At 40.5% G+C, this 22,073-nt stretch carries 19 protein-coding genes; 15 read left to right on the top strand and 4 right to left on the bottom strand.

The window, feature by feature from the left end:
• Nucleotides 1–83: 83 nt before the first annotated feature.
• On the top strand, nucleotides 84–968 hold the full coding sequence (locus tag ZYMOP_RS01915; protein WP_013933673.1) for a nuclease-related domain-containing protein: 885 nt from the start codon (nucleotides 84–86) through the stop codon (nucleotides 966–968).
• Between the two features lie 31 nt (nucleotides 969–999).
• Here the strand turns inward: ZYMOP_RS01915 and ZYMOP_RS01920 are convergent, their stop codons facing one another.
• On the bottom strand, nucleotides 1,000–2,718 hold the full coding sequence (locus tag ZYMOP_RS01920; RefSeq protein ID WP_013933674.1) for a tetratricopeptide repeat protein: 1,719 nt from the start codon (nucleotides 2,716–2,718) through the stop codon (nucleotides 1,000–1,002).
• A gap of 149 nt (nucleotides 2,719–2,867) precedes the next feature.
• Between ZYMOP_RS01920 and ZYMOP_RS01925 the strand changes: the two genes are divergently transcribed.
• On the top strand, nucleotides 2,868–3,911 hold the full coding sequence (locus ZYMOP_RS01925) for a serine hydrolase domain-containing protein (RefSeq protein WP_041581884.1): 1,044 nt from the start codon (nucleotides 2,868–2,870) through the stop codon (nucleotides 3,909–3,911).
• Nucleotides 3,912–3,915: 4 nt separating this feature from the next.
• Here the strand turns inward: ZYMOP_RS01925 and ZYMOP_RS01930 are convergent, their stop codons facing one another.
• Nucleotides 3,916–6,660: an ATP-dependent DNA helicase gene (locus tag ZYMOP_RS01930; protein WP_013933676.1), complete on the bottom strand. Its 2,745-nt coding sequence runs from the start codon at nucleotides 6,658–6,660 to the stop codon at nucleotides 3,916–3,918.
• Nucleotides 6,661–7,042: 382 nt separating this feature from the next.
• Between ZYMOP_RS01930 and ZYMOP_RS01935 the strand changes: the two genes are divergently transcribed.
• On the top strand, nucleotides 7,043–8,620 hold the full coding sequence (locus ZYMOP_RS01935; protein WP_013933677.1) for a lysine--tRNA ligase: 1,578 nt from the start codon (nucleotides 7,043–7,045) through the stop codon (nucleotides 8,618–8,620).
• Nucleotides 8,621–8,682: 62 nt separating this feature from the next.
• Here ZYMOP_RS01935 and ZYMOP_RS01940 read toward each other — a convergent pair whose 3' ends face one another.
• Nucleotides 8,683–9,300, bottom strand: a complete 618-nt coding sequence (locus ZYMOP_RS01940; RefSeq protein WP_013933678.1) for a LysE family translocator — start codon at nucleotides 9,298–9,300, stop codon at nucleotides 8,683–8,685.
• A 124-nt stretch (nucleotides 9,301–9,424) separates the two neighbouring features.
• Between ZYMOP_RS01940 and ZYMOP_RS01945 the strand changes: the two genes are divergently transcribed.
• The 12 genes from ZYMOP_RS01945 to ZYMOP_RS02000 all read left to right on the top strand — a co-directional run bounded on the left by ZYMOP_RS01945 (nucleotide 9,425) and on the right by ZYMOP_RS02000 (nucleotide 21,230).
• The gene (locus tag ZYMOP_RS01945) at nucleotides 9,425–9,862 is read left to right on the top strand and encodes a GNAT family N-acetyltransferase (protein WP_013933679.1); all 438 of its coding nucleotides are present in this window, start codon (nucleotides 9,425–9,427) and stop codon (nucleotides 9,860–9,862) included.
• Between the two features lie 103 nt (nucleotides 9,863–9,965).
• Nucleotides 9,966–11,141, top strand: coding sequence for an aldose epimerase family protein (locus ZYMOP_RS01950; protein WP_013933680.1), 1,176 nt, complete (start codon nucleotides 9,966–9,968; stop codon nucleotides 11,139–11,141).
• Between the two features lie 250 nt (nucleotides 11,142–11,391).
• A complete protein-coding gene (locus tag ZYMOP_RS01955) occupies nucleotides 11,392–11,949 on the top strand; it encodes a recombinase family protein (RefSeq protein ID WP_013933681.1) in 558 nt (185 codons plus the stop codon).
• Nucleotides 11,950–12,118: 169 nt separating this feature from the next.
• Nucleotides 12,119–13,369: an L-dopachrome tautomerase-related protein gene (locus ZYMOP_RS01960; RefSeq protein WP_013933682.1), complete on the top strand. Its 1,251-nt coding sequence runs from the start codon at nucleotides 12,119–12,121 to the stop codon at nucleotides 13,367–13,369.
• Nucleotides 13,370–13,374: 5 nt separating this feature from the next.
• Nucleotides 13,375–13,896, top strand: coding sequence for a cupin domain-containing protein (locus ZYMOP_RS01965; protein ID WP_013933683.1), 522 nt, complete (start codon nucleotides 13,375–13,377; stop codon nucleotides 13,894–13,896).
• A gap of 213 nt (nucleotides 13,897–14,109) precedes the next feature.
• A complete protein-coding gene (locus ZYMOP_RS01970) occupies nucleotides 14,110–14,637 on the top strand; it encodes a DUF192 domain-containing protein (protein ID WP_013933684.1) in 528 nt (175 codons plus the stop codon).
• Nucleotides 14,638–14,935: 298 nt separating this feature from the next.
• Nucleotides 14,936–15,415: a 50S ribosomal protein L13 gene (gene rplM / locus ZYMOP_RS01975; protein ID WP_013933685.1), complete on the top strand. Its 480-nt coding sequence runs from the start codon at nucleotides 14,936–14,938 to the stop codon at nucleotides 15,413–15,415.
• On the top strand, nucleotides 15,415–15,969 hold the full coding sequence (gene rpsI, locus ZYMOP_RS01980) for a 30S ribosomal protein S9 (RefSeq protein ID WP_013933686.1): 555 nt from the start codon (nucleotides 15,415–15,417) through the stop codon (nucleotides 15,967–15,969). Before rplM ends, rpsI begins: the two co-directional genes overlap by 1 nt.
• A 210-nt stretch (nucleotides 15,970–16,179) precedes the next feature.
• The gene (locus ZYMOP_RS01985; protein ID WP_013933687.1) at nucleotides 16,180–17,583 is read left to right on the top strand and encodes a globin-coupled sensor protein; all 1,404 of its coding nucleotides are present in this window, start codon (nucleotides 16,180–16,182) and stop codon (nucleotides 17,581–17,583) included.
• A gap of 217 nt (nucleotides 17,584–17,800) precedes the next feature.
• Complete coding sequence (locus tag ZYMOP_RS01990; RefSeq protein WP_013933688.1) at nucleotides 17,801–19,492, top strand: chemotaxis protein CheW; 1,692 nt, start codon at nucleotides 17,801–17,803, stop codon at nucleotides 19,490–19,492.
• 368 nt (nucleotides 19,493–19,860) lie between these two features.
• Nucleotides 19,861–20,886, top strand: a complete 1,026-nt coding sequence (cheB, locus tag ZYMOP_RS01995) for a chemotaxis-specific protein-glutamate methyltransferase CheB (RefSeq protein ID WP_013933689.1) — start codon at nucleotides 19,861–19,863, stop codon at nucleotides 20,884–20,886.
• 83 nt (nucleotides 20,887–20,969) lie between these two features.
• Nucleotides 20,970–21,230 carry a hypothetical protein gene (locus ZYMOP_RS02000; protein ID WP_252507431.1) on the top strand — a complete coding sequence of 87 codons (261 nt, stop codon included), beginning with the start codon at nucleotides 20,970–20,972 and terminating at the stop codon, nucleotides 21,228–21,230.
• Between the two features lie 40 nt (nucleotides 21,231–21,270).
• Here ZYMOP_RS02000 and ZYMOP_RS02005 read toward each other — a convergent pair whose 3' ends face one another.
• Nucleotides 21,271–21,861, bottom strand: coding sequence for an ABC transporter substrate-binding protein (locus ZYMOP_RS02005; RefSeq protein WP_013933691.1), 591 nt, complete (start codon nucleotides 21,859–21,861; stop codon nucleotides 21,271–21,273).
• Between the last annotated feature and the right edge of the window lie 212 nt (nucleotides 21,862–22,073).

The raw sequence follows: 22,073 nt of genomic DNA on the forward strand, positions 1-22,073 counted from the left end.
AATTTTCTTTAAAATATATTAAATTTACAAAAATTTGCTATATCCCAATCCTCCATAGATATTGAAATTCTTTCGAGGTTATCTTGCTTAATAGCATTATTATTGTCTTTGTTCTTTTTACTTGTCTCATAATTCCGATCGCGACAGCAGGTATTTATATCCTCAGTGAAAAACGCTCGAAACGTCGAAGTCCTATTACAGAACCGCTTTTACCCCTTCCCGGTGAAACCCTGAGTAAAAGCTTACAGCATCAAAATATCAAACTTATAATGATAATGCAGGCCGCTATTTTGATACCTTCTATTGTTACCATTATTTTATTATATCAATGGGTTATACCTTCACAAATCAAATTTCATGTCCTTGATATTGTTTTAGCTGTCATTTTTATAAGCAGTATCGCATGGTCGGTTTATGCCACCAAATCTATAATGGAAAAAAGACGCGCTATCATCGCTGGTTTACAAGGGGAAAGAGCAACGGCGCAGTGTTTTCAGCCTTTATTGCAAGAGGGATGGCAAATTTTTCATGATTTACAATGCCCAAGAGGTAATATTGATCATGTATTGGTCGGGCCTACGGGTGTATTTGCTATCGAAACAAAATATCGTTCTAAATATGCCCATATTAAAGGCCGTCAAAATGCACTTGCCCAATATGATGGGCAGATTATTCTTTTTTCTGGTAAAAACAGAGAAGAGATAGCCTTACAGCAAGCCCGTGCTGTAAGCATGGAACTCGCCAAAAATTTACAAGGAAAATTGGGCCATTTCGTACCTGTAACACCCGTTGTTTCTTTACCGGGGTGGTATGTGGAGGGCCGTTCACTCAACACGCATCAAGAAGTGATCGTCCTAAACCCTAAAAATCATGCGCTTCTTACTAAAAGAGCTGTCACTATTAAACCTATGCTCTATAATCGAATTTGTGCGGCTTTAACTGAAATGACCCTGCGCGGCACGCAATAAGGTCTTGAGTAGTACATGTAAATTTACAGGCTCATTTTTGCATTATTTTTGATCTATAGAGGCGCGCCTTTTCTCCCCATTGTTGCATTTCAGAAGACGGGAAGTCTTTAAGATAAACGATCAATGCATCAAAAACCGTGGCGGCCTCTTCTGACTTTTCCAAATGATCCAAAATGACAGCTTTATTAAAAAAGGATTCGGCTACAATGAGAGCTATGGTTGGAGAGGATCGGTCTTTAAAATGATTGATCAGTTTATCATAAAGGTCAACCGCTTCATCGGGATGCCCTAACAGGTTAGTAAGACTAGCCTTGTTGAATAAAGCACTGGTGACATCTTGGATAATTACCGGATTATCAGAGTCTTTATAACGGGAGAGCAATTTATCATAGGCTGCTAGTGCGGCCTCACGTTGATGCAACATGCTATAGGCAATGCCTTTATTAAAGAGGGCACCACTTATGATATTTTCGACGGGAGGCGATTTCGAGGCTTTAAAACGGGTATAAATTTCATCATAAGTTTTAATAGCTTCTTGCGTGCGCTTATCTTCGGCCAAAAGAATAGCCTTGTTAAAGAAAGCCGCCGCAGTATCCTCTTCCATAGTTGGAATAGAAGAAAGAAAACGTGTAATTACAGCATCATAGAAAAAAATAGCCTCATTTCTTTTAGAAATTTTGCCTAAAATAACGCCCTTATCAAACAGAACTTTTGCGATAGCCTCTTGCATATATTTATCATTGTTCGCACTAAATAGATCAATAGCCTTATTCAAAAATAAGATTGCTTCTGATGCTTTACCCATATCATTGAGCAGTAATGCTTTATTGATAAAAGAAAATATTACTTTTTCTTTTATTGTTATTGATTTCGTATCTTTAAATTTATTTATGATCTTATCATAATCATCAATAGATTTATCAAAAATATTTATTTTTTTAAGTGTGTTCGCTTGATTGAAAAGAGAAGATATGACTATTTCTTGTAATTCATTCCGGTCAGCATTTTGGAAACGGTCTATAACCGTCTGATAAACTATAACCGCTTTTTCCGGTTGTTTCATATCCTCTAGCAAAAGCGCTTTATTATAAAGGCATTTAGCTAATTCCTCTTCAATAAACGGATCGTTATACTTTCCAAAAAGTTGAAGTAGGCTATCATATGTATCAAGCGCCGCTTGAAACTGATTATTATCCTTGAGTAAAATCCCTTTATTCAACAGTGCAATAATTCTTTCTTGTTTAAGATCATCTTGCCCCGATCGGTTGATTGACAAAAATTTATCATATTCTGATAGCGCTTCTTGTGTTTTTTGCATGCGGGCTAAAAGGGTTGCTTTATAGAAAAAAGCTAATGCAACATATTGTTGATCATTGGACGATTCACTTTTATCCAAATGAAGAATTAGCTTATTAAAACAGGAGAATGCTGCATTATTATGCCCTATAGTGCTTAACAAAAGGGCTTTTCTTAAAAGGCTTTTGGCTAAATATTCATGGATAACGGGTGATTTATCCCCTTTAAAGCGGTCATAAAAATCATCGTAAGTATCAATAGCCATCGACGGGTTAAAAAATTCAAAATTAAAGGCTTTGCTATAAAGTTCTATTGCAAATTTTTCCTTCATCGCATCATTCTTATAATATTCATGGGGAACCGCGATGTAAGTAGGCGTATCTAAAATAATCTGGGCATGAAGAGGAAAATTAAAAAATAATACCATTAAAAAGAATTTCGATGGCCCCTTCATTAAGACATATCCCATTTTTAACATATATAATTAATATATTATTATAATATTTTATAGATAGTATGTAATTTTTATTAAAAAATATTTTAAAAACAAAAAATAAATAGAGATAAAGAGTAAATTATCGTCATTAAGGAAATATTGTGTCTATTTCATTCTCTGAAATTTTAGATAATCTTGTAAAAGACGCTTTTTTGCCGATGGATAGTTTTATCTCTGAGCACAAAATACCCTGTGCTTCACTGGGTGTGGTTACACGCGAAGGAAAACAGGCTTTTCATTTTTCAGGCTATGCACAACTTATCCCTGAAAAAGAACGCTTAACGCGGCATCACTGGTTCGATCTGGCATCCCTAACCAAGGTTATGGCAACGACGCCTGCCCTTTTGAAACTCGTTGATAATGGCTTCATTGATCTTGATTCTCCCTTGACTGAGGCCATACCTGATCTAAGGCAATATGAAGTCAATACCGCCTATGAACGCGGACTTACTTTTCGGGATTGCTTGACACATAATACAGAACTACCTGCGGTTGAGCCCCTCTATACCTATGGCGATGATCCCAACAGATTGCGGCATTTTATTCTACAAAACCCGTGGAAAAGAGTATCGGTGCCCGTCTATTCTGATATTAATTTTATCCTGATCGGGATTGCTATAGAAAGATTGACAGGTCTTCCTTTAAGGGCATTAGCATTACCCCCTGGTCTTACTTATGGGGCATCACCTGATTTAGCCGTCGCAACAGAAAACTGCGTTTTTCGTCATCATGTCCTAAAAGGAGAAGTGCATGATGAAAATGCATGGGCTTTAGGCGGTGCAGCGGGTCATGCGGGTCTCTTTGGAACTATAGAAGGCGTTCTTCATTTTGCCTATTCTCTTTTAACAGGCGAGGGTGCTTCCGATAAGGCTATTCGCGCAATGCGCCAGCGTTCTGCTAATCCCAAAAGAAGTATAGGATGGGAATGTAAATCGGATAATTGGGCGGGTGGACAAGCCTGTTCTGGGCAGACAATTGGCCATACTGGATTTACAGGCACGGGGTTATGGATTGATTTTCAACGCGGTATAGCTTGGACTTTACTCACTAATCGAGTTCATCCTACCCGTTTTTCGGGTGTTCCGATGCAGAGCATCCGAAAACAGGTCAGTGACAGAATTATTGAGGGTTGGGATAAGGTATATTTATAAATTTTTAGTCGTGTTTTATCCGGCATTGTGCCTTTATTCTTTCCACCGCGATATCTAACGGCAAGCGGTTTATTTTAATGCCTTCTGGAAAAGCATTCAGTAACCGTGACGGAACCGCCGAAGAGAGCAACACAAAGGCACCTTTATCCCCTTGCCTTCGGATAAGCCGTCCAAAGCCTTGCGCTAATTTTGCCCGAATAATTTGATCGTCGTAATGACAGCCACCATAAGCCATCCGTCTTGCCGCATGGGCGACTGTAGGCCGTGGCCATGGCAACCCTTCCATGACGACGAGACGTAAAGAATTTCCCGGGACATCAATACCATCTCGCAAGGCATCCGTGCCCAGTAAAGAAGCTTGCGGATCATCACGAAAAATATCGACCAAAGTTCCCGTATCCATGGGATCAACATGTTGCGCGTAAAGAGATAATCCCTGGCGCGCTAAATGATCAGCAATTCGCGTATAAACGCCCCGAAGACGCTGAATAGAAGAAAATAGACCTAAAGCCCCCCCTTCGGATGCTTCCAGCAATCGGACATAGCCGTTACTTAAAGCCGCAATATTGTTTTTGGGAATATCATTAACAATGAATATCTCAGCAGAAGAGGTATAGTCAAAAGGACTTTGCGCCTGAAAATGCAAAAGCGGACTATTGAGATAGCGTGCTCCACTCCGCCTTTCCGCTTCTGTCCAATCTGCCTTTATACTTTTAGCTTCTGTCTCAAGATCAGACTGTGAAGGGTATTGGGTATTATTAACCCCTAAGGTCGCAGAAGTTACCAATAATCCATGGGAAGGTTTAAAAACATGTTCGGCCAGTGGTTCCGTGGGATCTAACCAATGGCGATGAATCCCAATATCATATTCCCTACCTTCAATCCGATCCACTGCCAGCCAATCAATAAAACGAGGATCAGCTTGTGCGGATAGACGCTCAAGCAATGTCAACCAGCTAGACAGTAAATCTTCCCGATTTTCTAAACCATTAATCAAACTTTCTATTTTGCCTCTGATCGGGTTGGTCAACCAATCCGGTGTTTCGTGCAGCAATTGTTCAAGGCGCTTTCCTAAACTGATCAGGGGTTCTAAAATAGAGTGAATGGCTATTTTGCTTTCATGAGCAGCCGCTATTACTTCACCATCTGGTTCAAAAATCTCAGCCTCAATGCCATAACCGCTTGCTTTAGATGCGGAGGCAGCGCGGGCGTAAACCATATCCCTAATTGCGTGAAAAAGCTTTTCAATAACCCCGCGCGGTTTGTTTTCAGATAATCGCGTAAGCCAACTGTCTGAAGGCAATATACGCGCGGCTTCTTTTAACAGTTCAACAGATAAGGCCACTTGTTCATCATAAGAAGCCATTTCTGCAAAACCACGGCGGCGGCGACTGCGCCCTTCAGCACCCGTCAGCCATCGTCGTAATTCGCTAGATTCCCTTCCGGTAAAGGCAAATGAAAAAGTAGCATCCGCCGCTTCAAAAAGATGATGACCCTCATCAAAAATCAGCCGTTCAAGACCATTCCCTTCAGGCCCACTTCTTGAGGCCAGTAACATCACCAAAGCATGATTAGCGATAACAAGGCTGGCGTTATCGGTTGCCCGTACAGCGTGCTCGATAAAACAGCGCCTAAAATGGGGACAAGCTGCATAAATGCATTCCCCCCGTCGGTCTGTAAGGGAAAGCGCCCCATTGCGACGAAATAAACTGATAAGCCATCCCGGCAAATCACCGCCGATCATATCCCCGTCACGCGTATAGGCCGCCCATCTGGCGATCAAATGCGCTAAAATAGCCGAGCGATACCGAAAATTGCCTTGCAAGGCTTCTTCCAGATTGAGCAGGCACAGATAATTTTCACGCCCTTTTCGAACGACAACATTCTTTTTATAGCTTTTATCATCTGGAAAAATACGCTCGGATTCTCGACCCAGCTGCTTTTGTAAAGCCTTGGTATAGGTCGAAATCCAAACAGTTCCGCCGGATTGTTCAGCCCATTTCGTCGCTGGCGCCAGATAGCCCAGTGTTTTACCGATGCCTGTTCCGGCTTGGGCTAATAAAAAATGAGGCTCTTCTTCTACTAACCGAGGTCGAAAAATCTGACTGACATTTTGAGTATAGCGGCGTTGTTCAGTCCTTATTTCTGCTTTTTGTCCCAGAATAGTGCTAAGGCTGGCGTCACTATCTTCCACAGATAAAATAACAGGACGCGCGGGCGGTTTTGGGGCTGATTCTTCCCATTCAGCAAGCCGTGAAAACAACCAACGTTCTGGATGGCGCGGTTTTATCAAATATTGACTGAGAAAATGGCTCCAATTCCATTGATGACGTGCAAGAGCCGTGGCGCTATCCCATGCGCCTTCTTTTTGTTGCCATTTGGGATTTGTGACTGTTTTTAAAAGTTGGGCAGTTATGTGGTGTAACGACACCGCTGTAGATACTTCGTCCGTAGGTAAGGGAATATCTAAAAATTTAGCTAACCCGCGTGGGGTCGGTACCGTAAAACAAGCCGGATAGACAAAGGCAAATAACTCTAAAATATCTAAAGCTGAAATCTCGGGTATTTTTAGACGGCTGGCCATCATAGGCGTATTAAGGACAATAACGGGATTTTTTTGTAACAAATTTAAAGCCGCTGTTCGGTCAAGTGAGCGAACATCACCATTAGCAAAGGCTATCCAGATGCCTGCATGGGTTGCGTATAAGGCAGGTGGAATCCGATCTTCTGAAAAAAGACTTTCTGTCACACAGTATTCCTGATTAAAATCGGATTTTTCACTATCAAAAGCGATTTAGAAGCGATCTATGAGATAAGAAGATATTTATAAAATAGGAAGAGAGACTAAATTTTTTTATCCTATTTTAGCAAAGATAAAAGGTATTTTTTATACCGGCTATCTTTGCTAAAAGCTGTGTGATTTTGAAAAATTTCAAACCCCTGTCAGGATGAAAATTTTCGACCTATCTTATCTGACGGACCCTTTTTCCCTTAATAGGGAATACCCAAAAGCCTTTAAGAGAAAATGTTGATTTTTTTTATCCCTGTAATAGGGAAAGATACATAAATTTTTATTTTTTAAAGAGCGGTTTTTTTATCAGCTCTTTTCTTTTATTTCGATACAGGACCATATGACACAGGAAAATCCTCTTCGCATTGCAGCCCAAAAATCTAAAGCATGGCCTTTTGAAGAGGCAAGAAAACTGCTGAAACGCTATGGTAAGAGTGCCCCTGAAAAAGGTTATGTGCTATTTGAAACGGGTTATGGACCCTCGGGATTGCCTCATATCGGCACCTTTAATGAGGTGCTTAGAACGACAATGGTGCGCCATGCCTATGAGATTTTATCCGATATCCCGACCCGTCTGATTGCTTTTTCTGATGATATGGATGGCCTGCGTAAAGTTCCCGATAATGTGCCAAACAAGGCGATGCTGACGGAAAATCTGGGAAAACCCTTGTCCCGTATTCCAGACCCTTTCGGAAAATATGAAAGTTTTGCCCATCATAATAATGCGATGCTGCGCGATTTCTTAGATCGTTTTGGCTTTGAATATGATTTTTATTCAGCAAGTGAGCAGTATAATTCGGGGCGTTTTGATGAAACTTTAAAAGAAATCTTAAGAAATTACGCAAAAATTATGAACATCATGCTGCCGACCCTCCGGGAGGAACGGCGGGCAACCTATTCCCCTATCCTGCCTATCAGTGAAAAAAGCGGTATCGTTTTACAGGTGCCGGTTGAAGTCGTGGATGCCGAAGCAGGCCTTATTCGTTTTGAAGATGAAGGCGAAATAGTCGAGCAGTCCATTTTAAAGGGTAAAGCCAAATTACAATGGAAAGTAGATTGGGCTATGCGCTGGAAGGCGCTTGGCGTTGATTATGAAATGGCTGGTAAAGACCTGATCGACTCTGTGGTACAATCTTCAAAAATTACCCGTGCCATTGGTGGACGTCCTCCCGAAGGTTTCAATTATGAAATGTTTCTGGACGAAAATGGCGAAAAGATTTCAAAGTCCAAAGGCAATGGTATCAGCCTTGAAGAATGGTTCCGCTATGGCTCACAAGAAAGCCTTGCCTTTTTTGCCTATCGTGAGCCTAAAAAGGCGAAGTCCTTACATCTAGGCGTCATTCCACGCGCTATTGATGAATATTGGCAGTTTCGTAGAAACTGGCATGATCAGGATTTTGATAAAAAATTAGGCAATCCTGTTCATCATATTCATAAGGGTAAAGTGCCCGCTACTGAAATGCCGGTTCCCTTTAGCCTGTTACTTAACTTGGTAAGTGTATTAGGGAATGGTGCGGATAAAGCCATGGTTTGGGGCTATTTGGCACAGCTATTGCCTGATGCACACCCCGAAAAATATCCTGATCTTGATCCTTTAATCGGCTATGCCATTGCGTATCATCAGGATCACATCGCCCCTACCCTCAAGCGGCGCGCGCCTACAGAAGAAGAAAAACAAGCATTAACCGATCTGGATTCACGTTTATCCACTCTGCCCGCAGATGCCACAGCAGAAGCTTTACAAACGGAAGTTTATGAAGTGGGCAAGACCTATTATGAAAAGGACCTGCGCGGTTGGTTTGGTGTTCTTTACGAAACGCTGTTGGGTTCAAGTCAAGGTCCCCGTATGGGAAGCTTCATCAAACTTTACGGTATAGACAATAGCCGGAAATTAATTGCAGAAGCGCTAGAAAAATAGCGACCTTTTCAACCAGGATAGGAGGCTACGAATGGAGTCTCCTATCTTTTTAAAATTTAAACTTATTTTCTGGAAAAAACTAATTTTAGTGCAAAGCTAAAAAATATAGTGCCTATTATGCGATCTAGCCAGATTTGGGTTTTAGGTAATTGGAACCATTTAGATAAATAGGAAGTCGCTAAAATAAGAATAAGGGACCATATCATACCCAATAGAATATGAAGAATTACTAAAAATAATATATACTGGGTTATATTACAATTATCAGGAATAAATTGGGGTAAAAAGGTTATATAAAACACCCCTATTTTGGGATTAAGTAAATCAGTTAAAAAGCCTTTAAAAAACCAATAAAAATAATCAGAATGAGCCTTTATAATATTAATTTTGACCTTATTTTTCTGATTTATAAACCATAATTTTATACCGAGCCAAAATAAATAAACAGCACCTGTCATTTTAATAGCGTTAAAAATAAAGGGCGAATTTGATAAGAATTGCCCTAACCCAAAAGCAACAATAATCCCCCAGACGATACAACCTGATCCTATACCTATGATTGTAGCGAACGCTTTCTTTCTATTTTGGGATAAAGACACTTTAAGGATAAGGGCTGTATCAGCCCCTGGGGTAATGACGAGTAATATAATGGCTATCAAATAAGCTAAAATAGAAGGCATATTGTCGATTTTATATAATAAAATTCTATATACTGCACTATTATAAACTAGATAGTTTCAAAATTAGAGACAACACCCAAAAGTAAGCAATTTTTGAAATCTGATTAGCCAAAGAGAATTCAATATGATTATTCGGGATGCAACTGCCGCTGATGAACAAGCATGGCGTCATCTTTGGGCGGGATATACAGCCTTTTATAAAACCGATCTTTCAGAAGAAATAACGGCTATGACATGGGCCCGTGTTCTAGACCCAAATTCGTCTATGACAATACGTATAGCAGAATGCAAAGATCAAATTATTGGCTTTGTTCTTTATGTTATCCATGAAGGAAGTTGGGTTCTAAACCCTATTTGTTATCTTGAAGATCTTTTTGTCGATCCTGCTGCACGTAAAACCGGCGTGGGTCGAGCTTTAATAAAAGATATAATACAACTTGCCTCTAAACATCATTGGTCCCGTGTTTATTGGCATACCGAAGTCGATAATTCTGCACGTAAACTTTATAATCAATTTATTTCGGCTGACAATTTTGTTCGCTATTTAATTAAAATCAATTGACAATAAGTTAAAGTATTATTTTGTTTTTGTAAAATTTAATATTATGAAATTATATATAAAAAACATAATTTTATTTTAATAAAAACATAAAAAGGATGCTGACATGCGTATTTTTTCTAAGCATGTATTAGGCTTATGCTTTGGCTTAACTTTGTCTGTAATAACCTTTACATCCTCTGCCCATAGTGCCCCTACAAATGTTAGTTTCAGTCAAGCGCCTTTCGGAAAAACGGCTGAAGGAGAAGCGGTATCAATTTATACTTTGAAAAATACTAAGGGCGTAATCGTTCGGTTTATTTCCTATGGGGGTATTATTCAGTCCATAGAAACGCCTGATCGTGATGGTAAATCAGGCGATATTGTACTCGGTTTTGCAGATTTAAAAGGCTATACTGTAGATGCCGCAAAAGGCGGTTTATTTTTTGGGGCCCTAATTGGTCGTTATGCGAACCGCATTGCCAAGGGAACTTATACACTTCAAGGTAAGACTTATAATGTCCCTATTACCGCGACCCCCAATGCTTTACACGGTGGTACGCGCGGTTTTGATAAATATGTGTGGACTGTGCGCCCTTTACCCGCAACTGAACATGAAGCGGGTGCTGTACTAACGCTAGTTAGCCCTGACAATGATCAAGGTTTTCCAGGCACATTAACGGTACATGTAACCTATACGCTTAATGATCAGAATGAATTACGGTTACGGTATCAAGCTACAACAGATAAACCGACCGTTCTTAATCTCAGCAATCATAGTTATTTTAATTTAGGGGGTGAAGGATCCGGCTCAATCGAAGATGAAATCTTAAAAATTAATGCCGATAACTATACACCTACTGATATGACTTCAATTCCAACGGGCGATATTGTCAGTGTTGCAGGGACACCTTTGGATTTTCGTAACCCTATGCGTGTCGGGGATCATCTACGCGATAATTATCCCCAGCTTCAATATGCACGGGGATATGACCAAAATTGGGTTATAAATGGTGCTTATGGAAAACAGCCTCGGTTGGCAGCGCAAATTTTCGATCCTAAAACGGGGCGTGCAATGGATGTGCTGACATCACAACCTGGCTTACAGGTCTATACCTCCAACTCACTGGATGGCACATATTACGGGAAAACAGGTAAACAATATCGTCAGACAGATGCAATAGCCTTTGAAGCCGAACATTATCCAGATTCCCCTAATCATCCTTCTTTTCCTACAACCGAGCTTAAACCCGGACAGAATTTTGATTATACGACCGTTTTCCGTTTCGGTGTTCGTCGTTAAAAATAATCGCAATAGTATCAAGCCGTAATGTGTAATTTTAACATCTTTGTGATGAAGTATTTAATATATAAAGTGGCAAAGATGTTAAAATTTATCAAATTAATTTTAATTTCACAAAATTTTGTTGTTTTTTTACTATATTTTTCAATATTTTATTAACATCTCTAAAAAGAATGAATGCTCCCTATTTCCTATTCTTAAAACACATCTTATAAATAAAAAATCTATTTGGGTCAGGGGGAGTAAAAAGATGAAAATTGGTTATGCCCGTGTATCGACGCATGAGGAAAATTTAAACTTTCAAATTGCTGCATTAGAAGCGGCTGGCTGCGAAGAAATATTCACTGATAAAGTCAGTGGCATTAAAGCCGAACGTCCCGGTTTAACCGAAGCCTTAAACTTTATGCGTGAGGGTGATAAGTTTATCATCTGGCGTTTAGATCGTTTAGCACGATCGTTGAAAGAACTTATTACTTTAGTCGAACGTTTAAAAGAACATTCTATTTTATTTGAAAGTTTGTCAGAAAAAATTGATACGGCATCATCATCAGGGGGTCTGATTTTCCATATCTTTGGCGCTATGGCCGAATTTGAACGCAATCTTATCCGCGAAAGAACACAGGCCGGTTTAAAAGCGGCCCGTGCGCGTGGTCGCCTTGGCGGGCGTCCCCATACGCCTGAAAAGAAAATTAAAACAGCAATTGATCTTTATCATAACAATCCTGATCTGCCGATTGCAGAAATATGCAAGCTGTCAGGTGTAAGTCGCGCAACACTTTACCGCTACTTAAAGACTGAAAAAAATTAATAATAGAAAATACTTTATACACTTATACTAAAAAGACTGTTCGTCATATTTAAGAAACAAAAAGTTTCCTTGGCGAAGGTCTTTGTATTTTAGTAATAATGTGAGATAAGTTTAAGGATAAAGACAGGGATTATATATCGTTAATCAATGAAATGATCGGAGATACCGATTGAAGAATTTGGTTACCCCTAAAAAAGTCGGCCAAGTTGAGGATACCTCTAAGGCCACTGCATGGCTAAGCCGTAGGGCTTTTATAGCCGCTTCGGCTATGATTGCAGGCGTTGATGTCGTACAGGCACAGACTCCGATTACCGGCGAAAATGGCGATCAAGGTTATGAACCCGCTGGAAATTTAGAAATTATCGCTGATTTTTATGGGCCTGGGCCATCTGGCATTGTAGTAACTAAAACTAATCGGATTTTTGTAGGTTTTCCCCGTCATGCGATTAATCACAGAGGGGCTACTCTGGGTGAGTTAGTCAATGGACAGGTTATTCCTTGGCCCAATGCAGATATTAGCTTGCCCTCTAATAAAGCTGCTGCCGATCGCTTAGTTTCAATTCATGGTATGACTATGGATGCGCAGGGCATGATATGGGCTATTGATGATGGCAAATTAGCGGGTCATCCTATCGCATCCGGTGCTGCAAAAATTCTTTGTTTTGATCCTCAAAATAAAACTATTCTTCATCGTATTCTCCTTCATCGTCCCGTGCTTTTACCCGATAGTCATATGAACGATCTCAGCGTTGATCTGACCCATGGCCCCCAAGGAACGGTGTATGTTACAGATAGTTCGTTCGGACATCAGCCCGCCCTGATTGTTGTTGATATTGCTTCAGGAAAGCAACGTCGCGTATTAGCCAAACATTATTCTACGCAAGCAGAACCTCATTTTATGGCTGTTGTGGAAGGTCGTCCGCTTGTTTATTCACCTGACCAGAAACCACGCTTTGTGGTGGGCGGCATCGATGGCATCACAATTAGCCCTGATAGCAGCAGATTATTTTATTCACCCCTAACTAGTCGCCGCCTTTACAGCCTTCCGACAAGTCTACTCTCTGATTCTAAAATCACAGAAGAGCAACTCGCTGCCGCGGTTATTGATGAAGGTGAAAAAGGTGTCGCCGATGGATTGGCGACCGATTCATCAGGGCGAATTTATACGACTAATTTTGAACATGATGCTATTTTTAGGCGTCATACAGATGGATCTTTCGATCTTATGGTTCACGATCCCCGTATTTTATCGCCTGACGGAATTTTTTGTACTGATACACATGTCTATTGCACATTAGGACAATGGAACCGCTTAGCTGGTTTTAATGGTGGTAAGGATATGCGGAGACCGCCTTATCATTTGATCCGTTTTCCTATCAATCCATTGCCCCCTTATAATGCAGATGGGAAGCTAGGATGAAAAAAATGAAAAGCCGTCGTGTTACTGTCGCGTTAGCAACTATTATGTATTTGGCTATAGGGGCATCTGTGGCGAAGGCTGTACCGCAAGTACCAAAAGCCGCTTATTGGCATAATTGGACAGATAGCAAAGGCGTCACCCATCTAACGAAATGTTATTTTCATAATTACGATTTAAAAACCATGTCAAAGCCAGCCGGCCCACAATGGCAAGACCGGTTAAGCGAAGGTAATGCCACCGTTATTTCTACAATCCAGCCCGCCCATTGGAATGGAATATGGCATGAGGATCCTAAAGTTCAGTGGATCATTCCCCTAAAGGGAACTTGGTTTGTGGAAGCTATGGATGGCACAAGAGTTAAAATGGGACCGGGTGAGATTTCATTGGGTGAAGATCAAAACTCTATCCCTGATGCGGCAGGGAAAAAAGGTCATTTGGCCGGTAATGTGGGAAATGGGCCGGTAACTCTAATGGTAGTTCAGTTGTCTGCTATCCCGACCATTAATCAGCCTTGTCATTTTAAATAAGCTTTTACCTTTTAAATTAAGCACTTAATGCCAATCTTGGATTAATTGATATTAAAAGAGGCTATCTGGATTATTAACAGATCGCCCGCCTTTACCTTTCGTTCTATTCACAAAGCATATCCGATATTACAGAAATAACTTTTCTGTCATATGAGGCATTATCAATATTATTTTGATAGTGCTGCGGGCATAGAGATATAAGAAAGGTAGTTTATGCGTAAAATTCTTATATTAGCAGCAGCTTTCATATTATCAGCAAATAGCGCTGATAATACGACAACAGTGGATAATAACGCGGCCCCTGCCCCTATTGACGGGTGGACAAGTTGTAACATGGAAATTGTGACCGCTAGTTTCGGCACAAAAATTCCGATGAAAGATATTCCTATCGCCCAGACCACCTATCAAATAAACCAAGGTGTCTCTAATTTAAATAGCGGTATGCCTATCATGCTGTTTCTTTGGCAGAATCCGCGCAGATATGCTTTTTCTATGCGTATGGTGCAACGTCCTATGACGGTTGCCTTTATAAATGATAAAGGTGAAATCGCGCAGATTGAAAACATGAAGCCTAATTCTGATAAACAATATGTTTCGGATAAACCTGTCCACGCCGTTCTTGAAGTCGGAAAAGGCTTTCTAAGCAGCCATAATATTACAATAGGCTCTAAAATAGTTATCAAGCAATGTTCGGCACCAACAGCTTTTCCAGATCAATTCTTTAAATCTAAAGACTGGTAATAATTGAATAGTATTAAGGATATATTTTTATCTTAGACAAAAGAATTTATATTTTGAGGTAAAAATATATCCTTTACATTATGGGATGGGCTCTACTGAATCTTATCCTCAAAAAGAACGTCCTATCGAAGCTTTTTTTGTCAAGGTATTATAATACCACTCTAGAAAAGCCCGATTTGTCTTGACTATTCTTGATTAAATTGTAATTAGCCGCCTTTAACAGCAGGTATTCTGACTATCAAAAAATCAGAATATTTCATGCATTTTGAATTTTTAGCCATATGAGGAATAAGAGCCCATGAAGGCGCTCATGAAAACGACGAAGCCGGCAACGCCAGCAACCGTCGAAAAAAAATGGCATCTCATTGATGTCGAAGGATTGGTTGTTGGTCGTGTTGCAACGATCATTGCCAATCTTTTACGCGGTAAGCATAAGCCTAGCTTTACCCCTTACATTGATTGCGGTGACAATGTCATTATCATCAATGCGGATAAAGTGCGCTTTACCGGCCGTAAGATGCAGAAGAAAATTTACTATAAGCATACGGGTTATGCTGGTGGTATCAAGGAAACGACCCCAGCAAAAGTGTTGGAAGGTCGTTTTCCCGAGCGCGTATTAGAAAAAGCGGTTGAACGCATGATCCCGCGCGGCCCATTAGGTCGTCAGCAAATGCGCAATCTTCGTATCTTTGCCGGTGCAGAACATACGCATACGGCGCAGAATCCTGAAGTTCTTGATGTTGCGGCTATGAACCGCAAAAATAAGGTGGGTGCCTGATGGCTGATCATCGTCAATCCCTTTCCGACCTCGCTGATCTGGCAGCTGTAGGCGCGGCTAAGGTTAATGCGGTCGAAACCTCTGTTGAAAAAACAGAAGTTATTGTTGAAAAGAAGCCGGTTGTCGTTGAATCAACGGCACCATTACGTGAGCAGATTCTGGATGCGCAGGGTCGTGCTTATGCGACCGGTCGTCGTAAAGATGCCGTTGCACGCGTCTGGATCAAGCCAGGTAGCGGTAAAATCATCGTCAACGGTCGCGATCAGGAAGTCTATTTTGCTCGCCCAACCCTGCGTTTGGTGATTAATCAGCCTTTTGATGTTGCAGAACGTCGTGATCAATATGATGTCGTCGCAACCGTTACCGGTGGTGGTTTGTCGGGTCAGGCCGGTGCTGTAAAGCACGGTATTTCTCAGGCTCTCACTCGTTATGAACCCAACCTTCGTTCTACCGTTAAGGCTGCTGGGTTCTTAACCCGTGATAGCCGCGCTGTTGAACGTAAGAAATACGGTCGCGCTAAAGCACGTCGTAGCTTCCAGTTTTCCAAGCGCTAAGATATTATTTAATAATATTTTACAGAAAAAAATGGAAAGGGTGCCAATTGGCACCCTTTTTGTTTATAAAATGGATATAATTTTTTCTATATATGTCGTAAAAACTATAGACTCCTTTATGCACTGTCTCTGTTTTGAGTGAACCTTGTTATTTTTGCGGTTAAGGAGTTGATATTATTGGCTTTTTCTTCATTATCATAGGGAATATGTGTGTCTGAAGATTTCAAGGAACGGTTGCAATTATTTAATATAACCGCAGAGGATTATAAGAATCTTCCAGCGCTTAAAGCTATTATCGAGCGTTATGGCAGTAAAGCCCTTGACTATCTTTACAACCATCTTACGCATACCTCTGCCCGTCGCTTCTTCAAAAGCAAAGAGGTTATAGAGACAGCCAAAAAGAAACAGCTGGCCCACTGGCTAACTTGGTTCAGCAAGCCTTTTGATAAAAAAAGTGAAGAAAAATCTAAAAAAATTGGTGCGATTCATGCCCAAATTGGCATTACGCCCACTTATTATATTAGTGCCTATGCGGTTAATTTAGATCAAATGATCCAAAGGGCTATTAATGCTGCCCCCGGCGGGGCATTGTTACATCGAAAATTAGCTAAAAAAATAGGCGCTTTTGTCAAACTAACATTGTTAGATATAGAAATCGTAATTTCGAACTATGTAGATTATGAGCGTCAAGAACGGAATCTTATTCTTCAAAGTTTAAGTAAAGCTTTGCACCAGATTGCAGAGCAGAATTTTGATGTCGTTTTAGAACATATTCCTAAAAATTATGCGGCTATTGCTAATGACTTTGCCGTCATGCGTTCCAGTCTGGCAACGACGATGGCGAAAGTCATTTCTATTGCTAATAATGCCCGATTAGAAGCCCATACTATTGGGCAGTCTTCTCATGCCTTGCAAGATTCCAGCGATCAACAAATCAGGGCTCTTGCCGAGACAACAGATACCATGAACAAAATTGCAATGGCTGCGGAAAAGACAGCCACGCAAGCAAGGGACGCTAGCACATCTATTGATCAAACACGTGAAAAAGCGAGTGATGGAGGTAAAATCGCTTCTGAAGCGATAAACAGCATGGAAGCCTTATCGGCATCCTCGAAAAAAATATCAAATATTGTGACTTTAATCGATGATATTGCCTTTCAAACAAACCTGCTTGCCTTAAATGCAGGTATTGAAGCGGCTAAAGCCAATGAAGCCGGGCGTGGTTTTACGGTCGTTGCCAATGAAGTGCGCGCCTTAGCGCAGCGTTCCGCAGAAGCGGCTGCGGGTGTAAAAAGTCTTATTGAAGATAGTTTGAAACAACTTAGTATCGCCACTAATCAGGTCCAAAAAACGGGCAAAACCTTTGAAGATATTATTAGTAATATTGAATTAGTGAATAGCCAAGCGCGGGATATTTCTATTTCAGCAGCAACTCAGTCACGCGAATTACAAGATGCGGCCACTATAGTCGAAAATACAGAGCAAGTAACCCGACAGGGTGGAATGATTGTAAAACAATCTACACAGGCTTCTCAGAATATTGTTAAGGCTGTTGACTGGTTAGGCACTGAACTAGAACGTTTTCATCTAAGCAAAAATGAAACTGGACATTAATATTATCCTTTTATAATATAAATAGATAATAGTAATCGGATAAAAAAGACTATATTTCTAATTTGAGGCTTTTAAATAGAATACCTAATTGCCAGTCATGCCTTTTAAATTTAACGTAAAAATTTCAGTAGAATGATTACAGGGGCGTTCTATTAGCTATAATATGATCCTAGCTGACAGGAAAAATAAACGTTCTTTCGTGGACTAAAGCGCTATTATGACAGAATTCCCCAAAAGGCATTTTCTTTTATGGGAAAAGCAGCGAGAGCAAATTGCCCATGATTTAAAGGCCTGTCAGGCTGGAATCTATGATGACAAAATGCTTAATCGCTTGGAAGCCGTTGCCACGCATTTAGGTAAAGAAGCGGCTGACAGTGGGGATGAAGCGTTTGCTAGTCTGGCACAGCATCTAGCTCAATTACTTACCTATCTTCAAAATGATAAACTTGTCTTAAATCTGTTTCTGATTGACTTAATACAGCGCAGTTTTGAAGCTATTGAGGCCTATATCACAGCTCTGAATTCGGGTCTCTCACTACCCGACCATGCGAAATTGGATACCGAGTTACAAGAAAATTTAGCGTCCAGTTCCGAATGGGCCCTTAAAAAAGTTGGTGTAGATATTGCTACGGATGCCCCGTCAGATTCCCCCACAATATCACTGCCTTTGATCCGTCCGCCTTCCAAGGCAACACCTGATGGACAATGTATCAATCAGAGTGTCGCTGAGAGTTCTATTTACGTTGAAGGCAGTAACTTACCGCATATCCCCATTGATCCAGATAAACTCGACGGATTATTCAAGATATTCAATGAAATGTTGAGTATTCGAGCCTCTTTATCTGAAGGAAATGCGTCAAATATAGAAAGCCGTAATCAGGATAATGATCTTGATAAACTCGATGATTTAATTCAATCGGCCAATAATTATACGCTTTCGTTGCAAACTCAAAAGATAGAAGGATTATTTTCTCAAATTATCCCGATTATCGAGCATCGTTATGCCCAAAAAAATAAGTTTATTACTTTTTCGATAATAGGTGGTGATACCAAGATTGATAAACGTATTGTTATTTCCGTGGGAGAAGCTTTGCTTGAATTAGTCGATAATGCGGCATTGCACGGAATTGAATCAGCAGAAGATCGGCAGAAGGTCAGTAAACCTGAAAATGGTCGTATCTGCTTAGAGGCAAAATGCCATGCCAGCCGTCTTAGAATTGCAATAACGGATGATGGACGTGGTATTATCTGGGAAAATCTGATTACTCTAGCCGAAAAATATGGATTGATTGCGGATAAAGACAAAGAAAATAATAAAGACACTAAAATTTTCAAAAGTATTTATAAACAAAAAGAAAAAAGCGGATTGGCTCACGTAAAACGTATCATCCAATCTTTAAGGGGGGAGGTAAGTATTTATGCGCCCCCCAATATAGGCACGCGCGTTACGTTGTTTTTACCTCTTAACCAAATGATGATAGAAGGTTTAATCGCTAGAGTAAAACAACAAAGTTATATTTTCCCGATCTCTGATATTACTGAAAGTATTGCTGTTGAACCAAAGGATATTCACTGGGTCGACGATAAACAATCGATGATAAAATTACGAGATAAATGGCTACCTGCTATTGCCTTATCCTCGTTAATCGGCGGAGAGACCTTTCATAAAGATTCCTTTAAGGAAGGGCGAAAAATACTCATTCATGTTGATTCTACTATTCATCAACCAGAGATTACGCTTATTGTAGATACAATTGAAAGCCAGAGACAGCTTGTTGTCCAAAATCTGGAAACGAATTTTCAAGCGGTGCGGGGTATTACCGGAGCAGCTCTGATGGAAAATGGCGAGATGGCTTTAGTCGTAGATCTAGAATCCTTGCTACATTCTCCACCCCCTCAATATACCTAAAAGAGTAATATAATATTGTTTTGACAAAACTTTAATATTATTTATAGGACAAAGCGATATAACCAGCCAATTGTCACCTTAAAATTAAATTTTAAAAATGAAGAATTATGCAAAAATTTTAGAAAATATTATATCAATATAGTAATTTTTAATACTATTAATATTTTTACATTTGCAATAAATGTCAAAAAATATCATTTTAGAGGTAATTCGATCAAAATTATTTTTATACTATGCTAATGCTATTAAGCTGTTTATCAAAAATTCATATTATAAATAATTTTGAGATATCCATTGTGGATTATTTACTCCCTGTCAGGTAACGTTTTTTGTAACGGACGTTTTAAAATCAGTAAAAGGGATGCAGGATGAGCGATCCGGTTCGCGTTTTAATTGTTGATGATTCTCTTACCATGCGCACCTTGTTTTCTGAGGTGTTAGACAGCTTTGATAATATTCAGGTTGTCGGTGTTGCCGCTAATGCGGATGAGGCACGAGAACGCATCACAGAATTATCCCCTCAAGTAATTACCCTCGATGTTGAAATGCCCGGCATGAGCGGTATCGATTTTTTAGAAGAAATCATGAAAGAACGGCCTATGCCCGTTATCATGCTTTCGACCCTTACACAGCGCGGTGCTGAAATTTCATTACGGGCTTTGGAATTAGGCGCTTTTGAATGTTTCCCCAAACCTCAGAATGTTACCCCTGAAGTTTTCAGGAAGATTGGTCCAAAGCTTGCCGAACTGATTGTTGCTGCTGCGGGGGGTAAAATCCGCAAGAAAACGCGCCAACGTAAGGTTGCAAAAGAAGCTTTAGAATGGAATGGCAAAATGATTGCTATGGCTACCTCAACGGGGGGTGTTGATGCCATGCTTGACATTTTACCAGAGTTTCCAGCCAACTGTCCGCCTACCCTTATCGTACAGCCGCTGGATGATAGTTTTACCGAAATTTATTTAACGCGTCTTGGATCGGCTATTAAACCGCAGGTTAAACAAGCCAAGGATGGCGCTAAATTAAAGCAAGGTATTATCTATATTGCCAGTGATACCAGCAGCCATGTTGTAATTGATCGGTGGCCCGATCCCACTATTCGCCTTCTGCCTAAAGATCCGGTGCAAGGTCATCGCCCCAGCGCTAGCTTACTTTTCGCAGCGCTTTCCAAAACGGCAAAAGATGACGTTGTTGCAGGCATTTTAACTAGTGTCGGCGATGATGGCGTCGCCGGTATGCGGGCTTTAAAAGCAAGCGGCGCCTTCACTTTTGCTCAAGATCAGGAAACTTCTATTGCAGGTGATGGTCCCCGTGCGGCACGCGATGCAAAAGTTATTGATCAGGAAATCGCTATTGGCGATATTGCCTCAGTTGTCCTCGCAAAATGTCAAAAATGACGTCGAACGAGCCTACAGTTCTTCCGGAGCAAGCAGAGCTTTGCTCCGGAGCACTGTGTAAAAGCAATCAGGCAACAACATTGTTGTTTAAAAAGCTGGCCGCCGAAATAGCGTTAGTACGTCATGATGTCGAAAATGTATCTTTGATATTATGCGCTGACCCTCATGTAGTCGATAATCATGTAACGGTTCTACAGGATTTTGATCATATCAGTCAGCGACTATCTATTATCGCTGATATTCTACAGGCAGAAGATCGTCTTGAAGCGGTTAAAAATATAACTTTAGAAGTATTAGCCGCAAGATTGAGAGATGACTCTTTAGGTAATAAGCCGGTTCTTTAAAAGAAGTTCCGGCTTATTGCGCCAACCTTACTTTACTATTTTATTTCATAGCCTTTGCATCAAGGCTCGTTAATTTATGTACTAAAGCAGGTATACCCCCCGATGCAACGGTTGATGAAAAATCGGCTCGCTGTACAGCAAGCTGGCTAACGCCATCTGAGATAATATCAACGATTTTCCATTTCCCTTGATTAAGGCGCATCCGGTAAATAAGCTTATCGCTGGTGATAGTGGCGCGCACCAATTTATCAGCCCCCCGACTGGTTACGGGTTGTTCGGTTTTAAATTGTTCGCCGCCATAGCTGACAAAATTACTGGCGAGCATCACGGCACTATGATGCTCAAGAGCTTCTATCGCATGTTCGCGATCTCCAGCATTAGCAGAAGCCCAACTTGCCCCCACCACCAAAGATGTCATTGTCTGCATATCGTAATAATCACGGACGATCGTTTCAAAACGACTTGTTCGGCCGCTAATACCTAATGATTTTCCCTGTTTCATAATGTCAATAATGGCATTGTGATAAGCATCAATTTGGGCGGCTGCAGGGTCTGTTGCTTGGGCATGGACAATAACAGGTACAGCAGCAATAAATATTGCAGGTAACAAATTCCGAAATCTTAAAGTCATCAATAAATCCTACTCTCAAATTCAAAATAACAAAAAAGACATAATACCCCTATCCACCACTCAAGATCATCCCTGTTAATAAGGATTGATAGCTGCCTAAAGGGAAAATATCCTTTTTATCTCTTGGCTTTCCACCTAACTGAATGGGTCTTTTTTAACAATTCTCCCTGAACGGAAAAAGAACATTCGGTCTTGAAGAGACATGCTTTTTA

The organism is Zymomonas mobilis subsp. pomaceae ATCC 29192, assembly GCF_000218875.1.
GTDB lineage: Bacteria > Pseudomonadota > Alphaproteobacteria > Sphingomonadales > Sphingomonadaceae > Zymomonas > Zymomonas pomaceae.

Bases quoted from the DNA above. Each gene is read 5' to 3' on its own strand.
- ZYMOP_RS01920 (WP_013933674.1), bottom strand. From the start codon at position 2,718: ATGAAGGGGCCATCGAAATTCTTTTTAATGGTATTATTTTTTAATTTT.
- ZYMOP_RS01935 (WP_013933677.1), top strand. From the start codon at position 7,043: ATGACACAGGAAAATCCTCTTCGCATTGCAGCCCAAAAATCTAAAGCA.
- ZYMOP_RS01940 (WP_013933678.1), bottom strand. From the start codon at position 9,300: ATGCCTTCTATTTTAGCTTATTTGATAGCCATTATATTACTCGTCATT.
- ZYMOP_RS01945 (WP_013933679.1), top strand. From the start codon at position 9,425: ATGATTATTCGGGATGCAACTGCCGCTGATGAACAAGCATGGCGTCAT.
- ZYMOP_RS01950 (WP_013933680.1), top strand. From the start codon at position 9,966: ATGCGTATTTTTTCTAAGCATGTATTAGGCTTATGCTTTGGCTTAACT.
- ZYMOP_RS01955 (WP_013933681.1), top strand. From the start codon at position 11,392: ATGAAAATTGGTTATGCCCGTGTATCGACGCATGAGGAAAATTTAAAC.
- ZYMOP_RS01965 (WP_013933683.1), top strand. From the start codon at position 13,375: ATGAAAAGCCGTCGTGTTACTGTCGCGTTAGCAACTATTATGTATTTG.
- ZYMOP_RS01970 (WP_013933684.1), top strand. From the start codon at position 14,110: ATGCGTAAAATTCTTATATTAGCAGCAGCTTTCATATTATCAGCAAAT.
- rplM (WP_013933685.1), top strand. From the start codon at position 14,936: ATGAAGGCGCTCATGAAAACGACGAAGCCGGCAACGCCAGCAACCGTC.
- rpsI (WP_013933686.1), top strand. From the start codon at position 15,415: ATGGCTGATCATCGTCAATCCCTTTCCGACCTCGCTGATCTGGCAGCT.
- ZYMOP_RS01990 (WP_013933688.1), top strand. From the start codon at position 17,801: ATGACAGAATTCCCCAAAAGGCATTTTCTTTTATGGGAAAAGCAGCGA.
- cheB (WP_013933689.1), top strand. From the start codon at position 19,861: ATGAGCGATCCGGTTCGCGTTTTAATTGTTGATGATTCTCTTACCATG.
- ZYMOP_RS02005 (WP_013933691.1), bottom strand. From the start codon at position 21,861: ATGACTTTAAGATTTCGGAATTTGTTACCTGCAATATTTATTGCTGCT.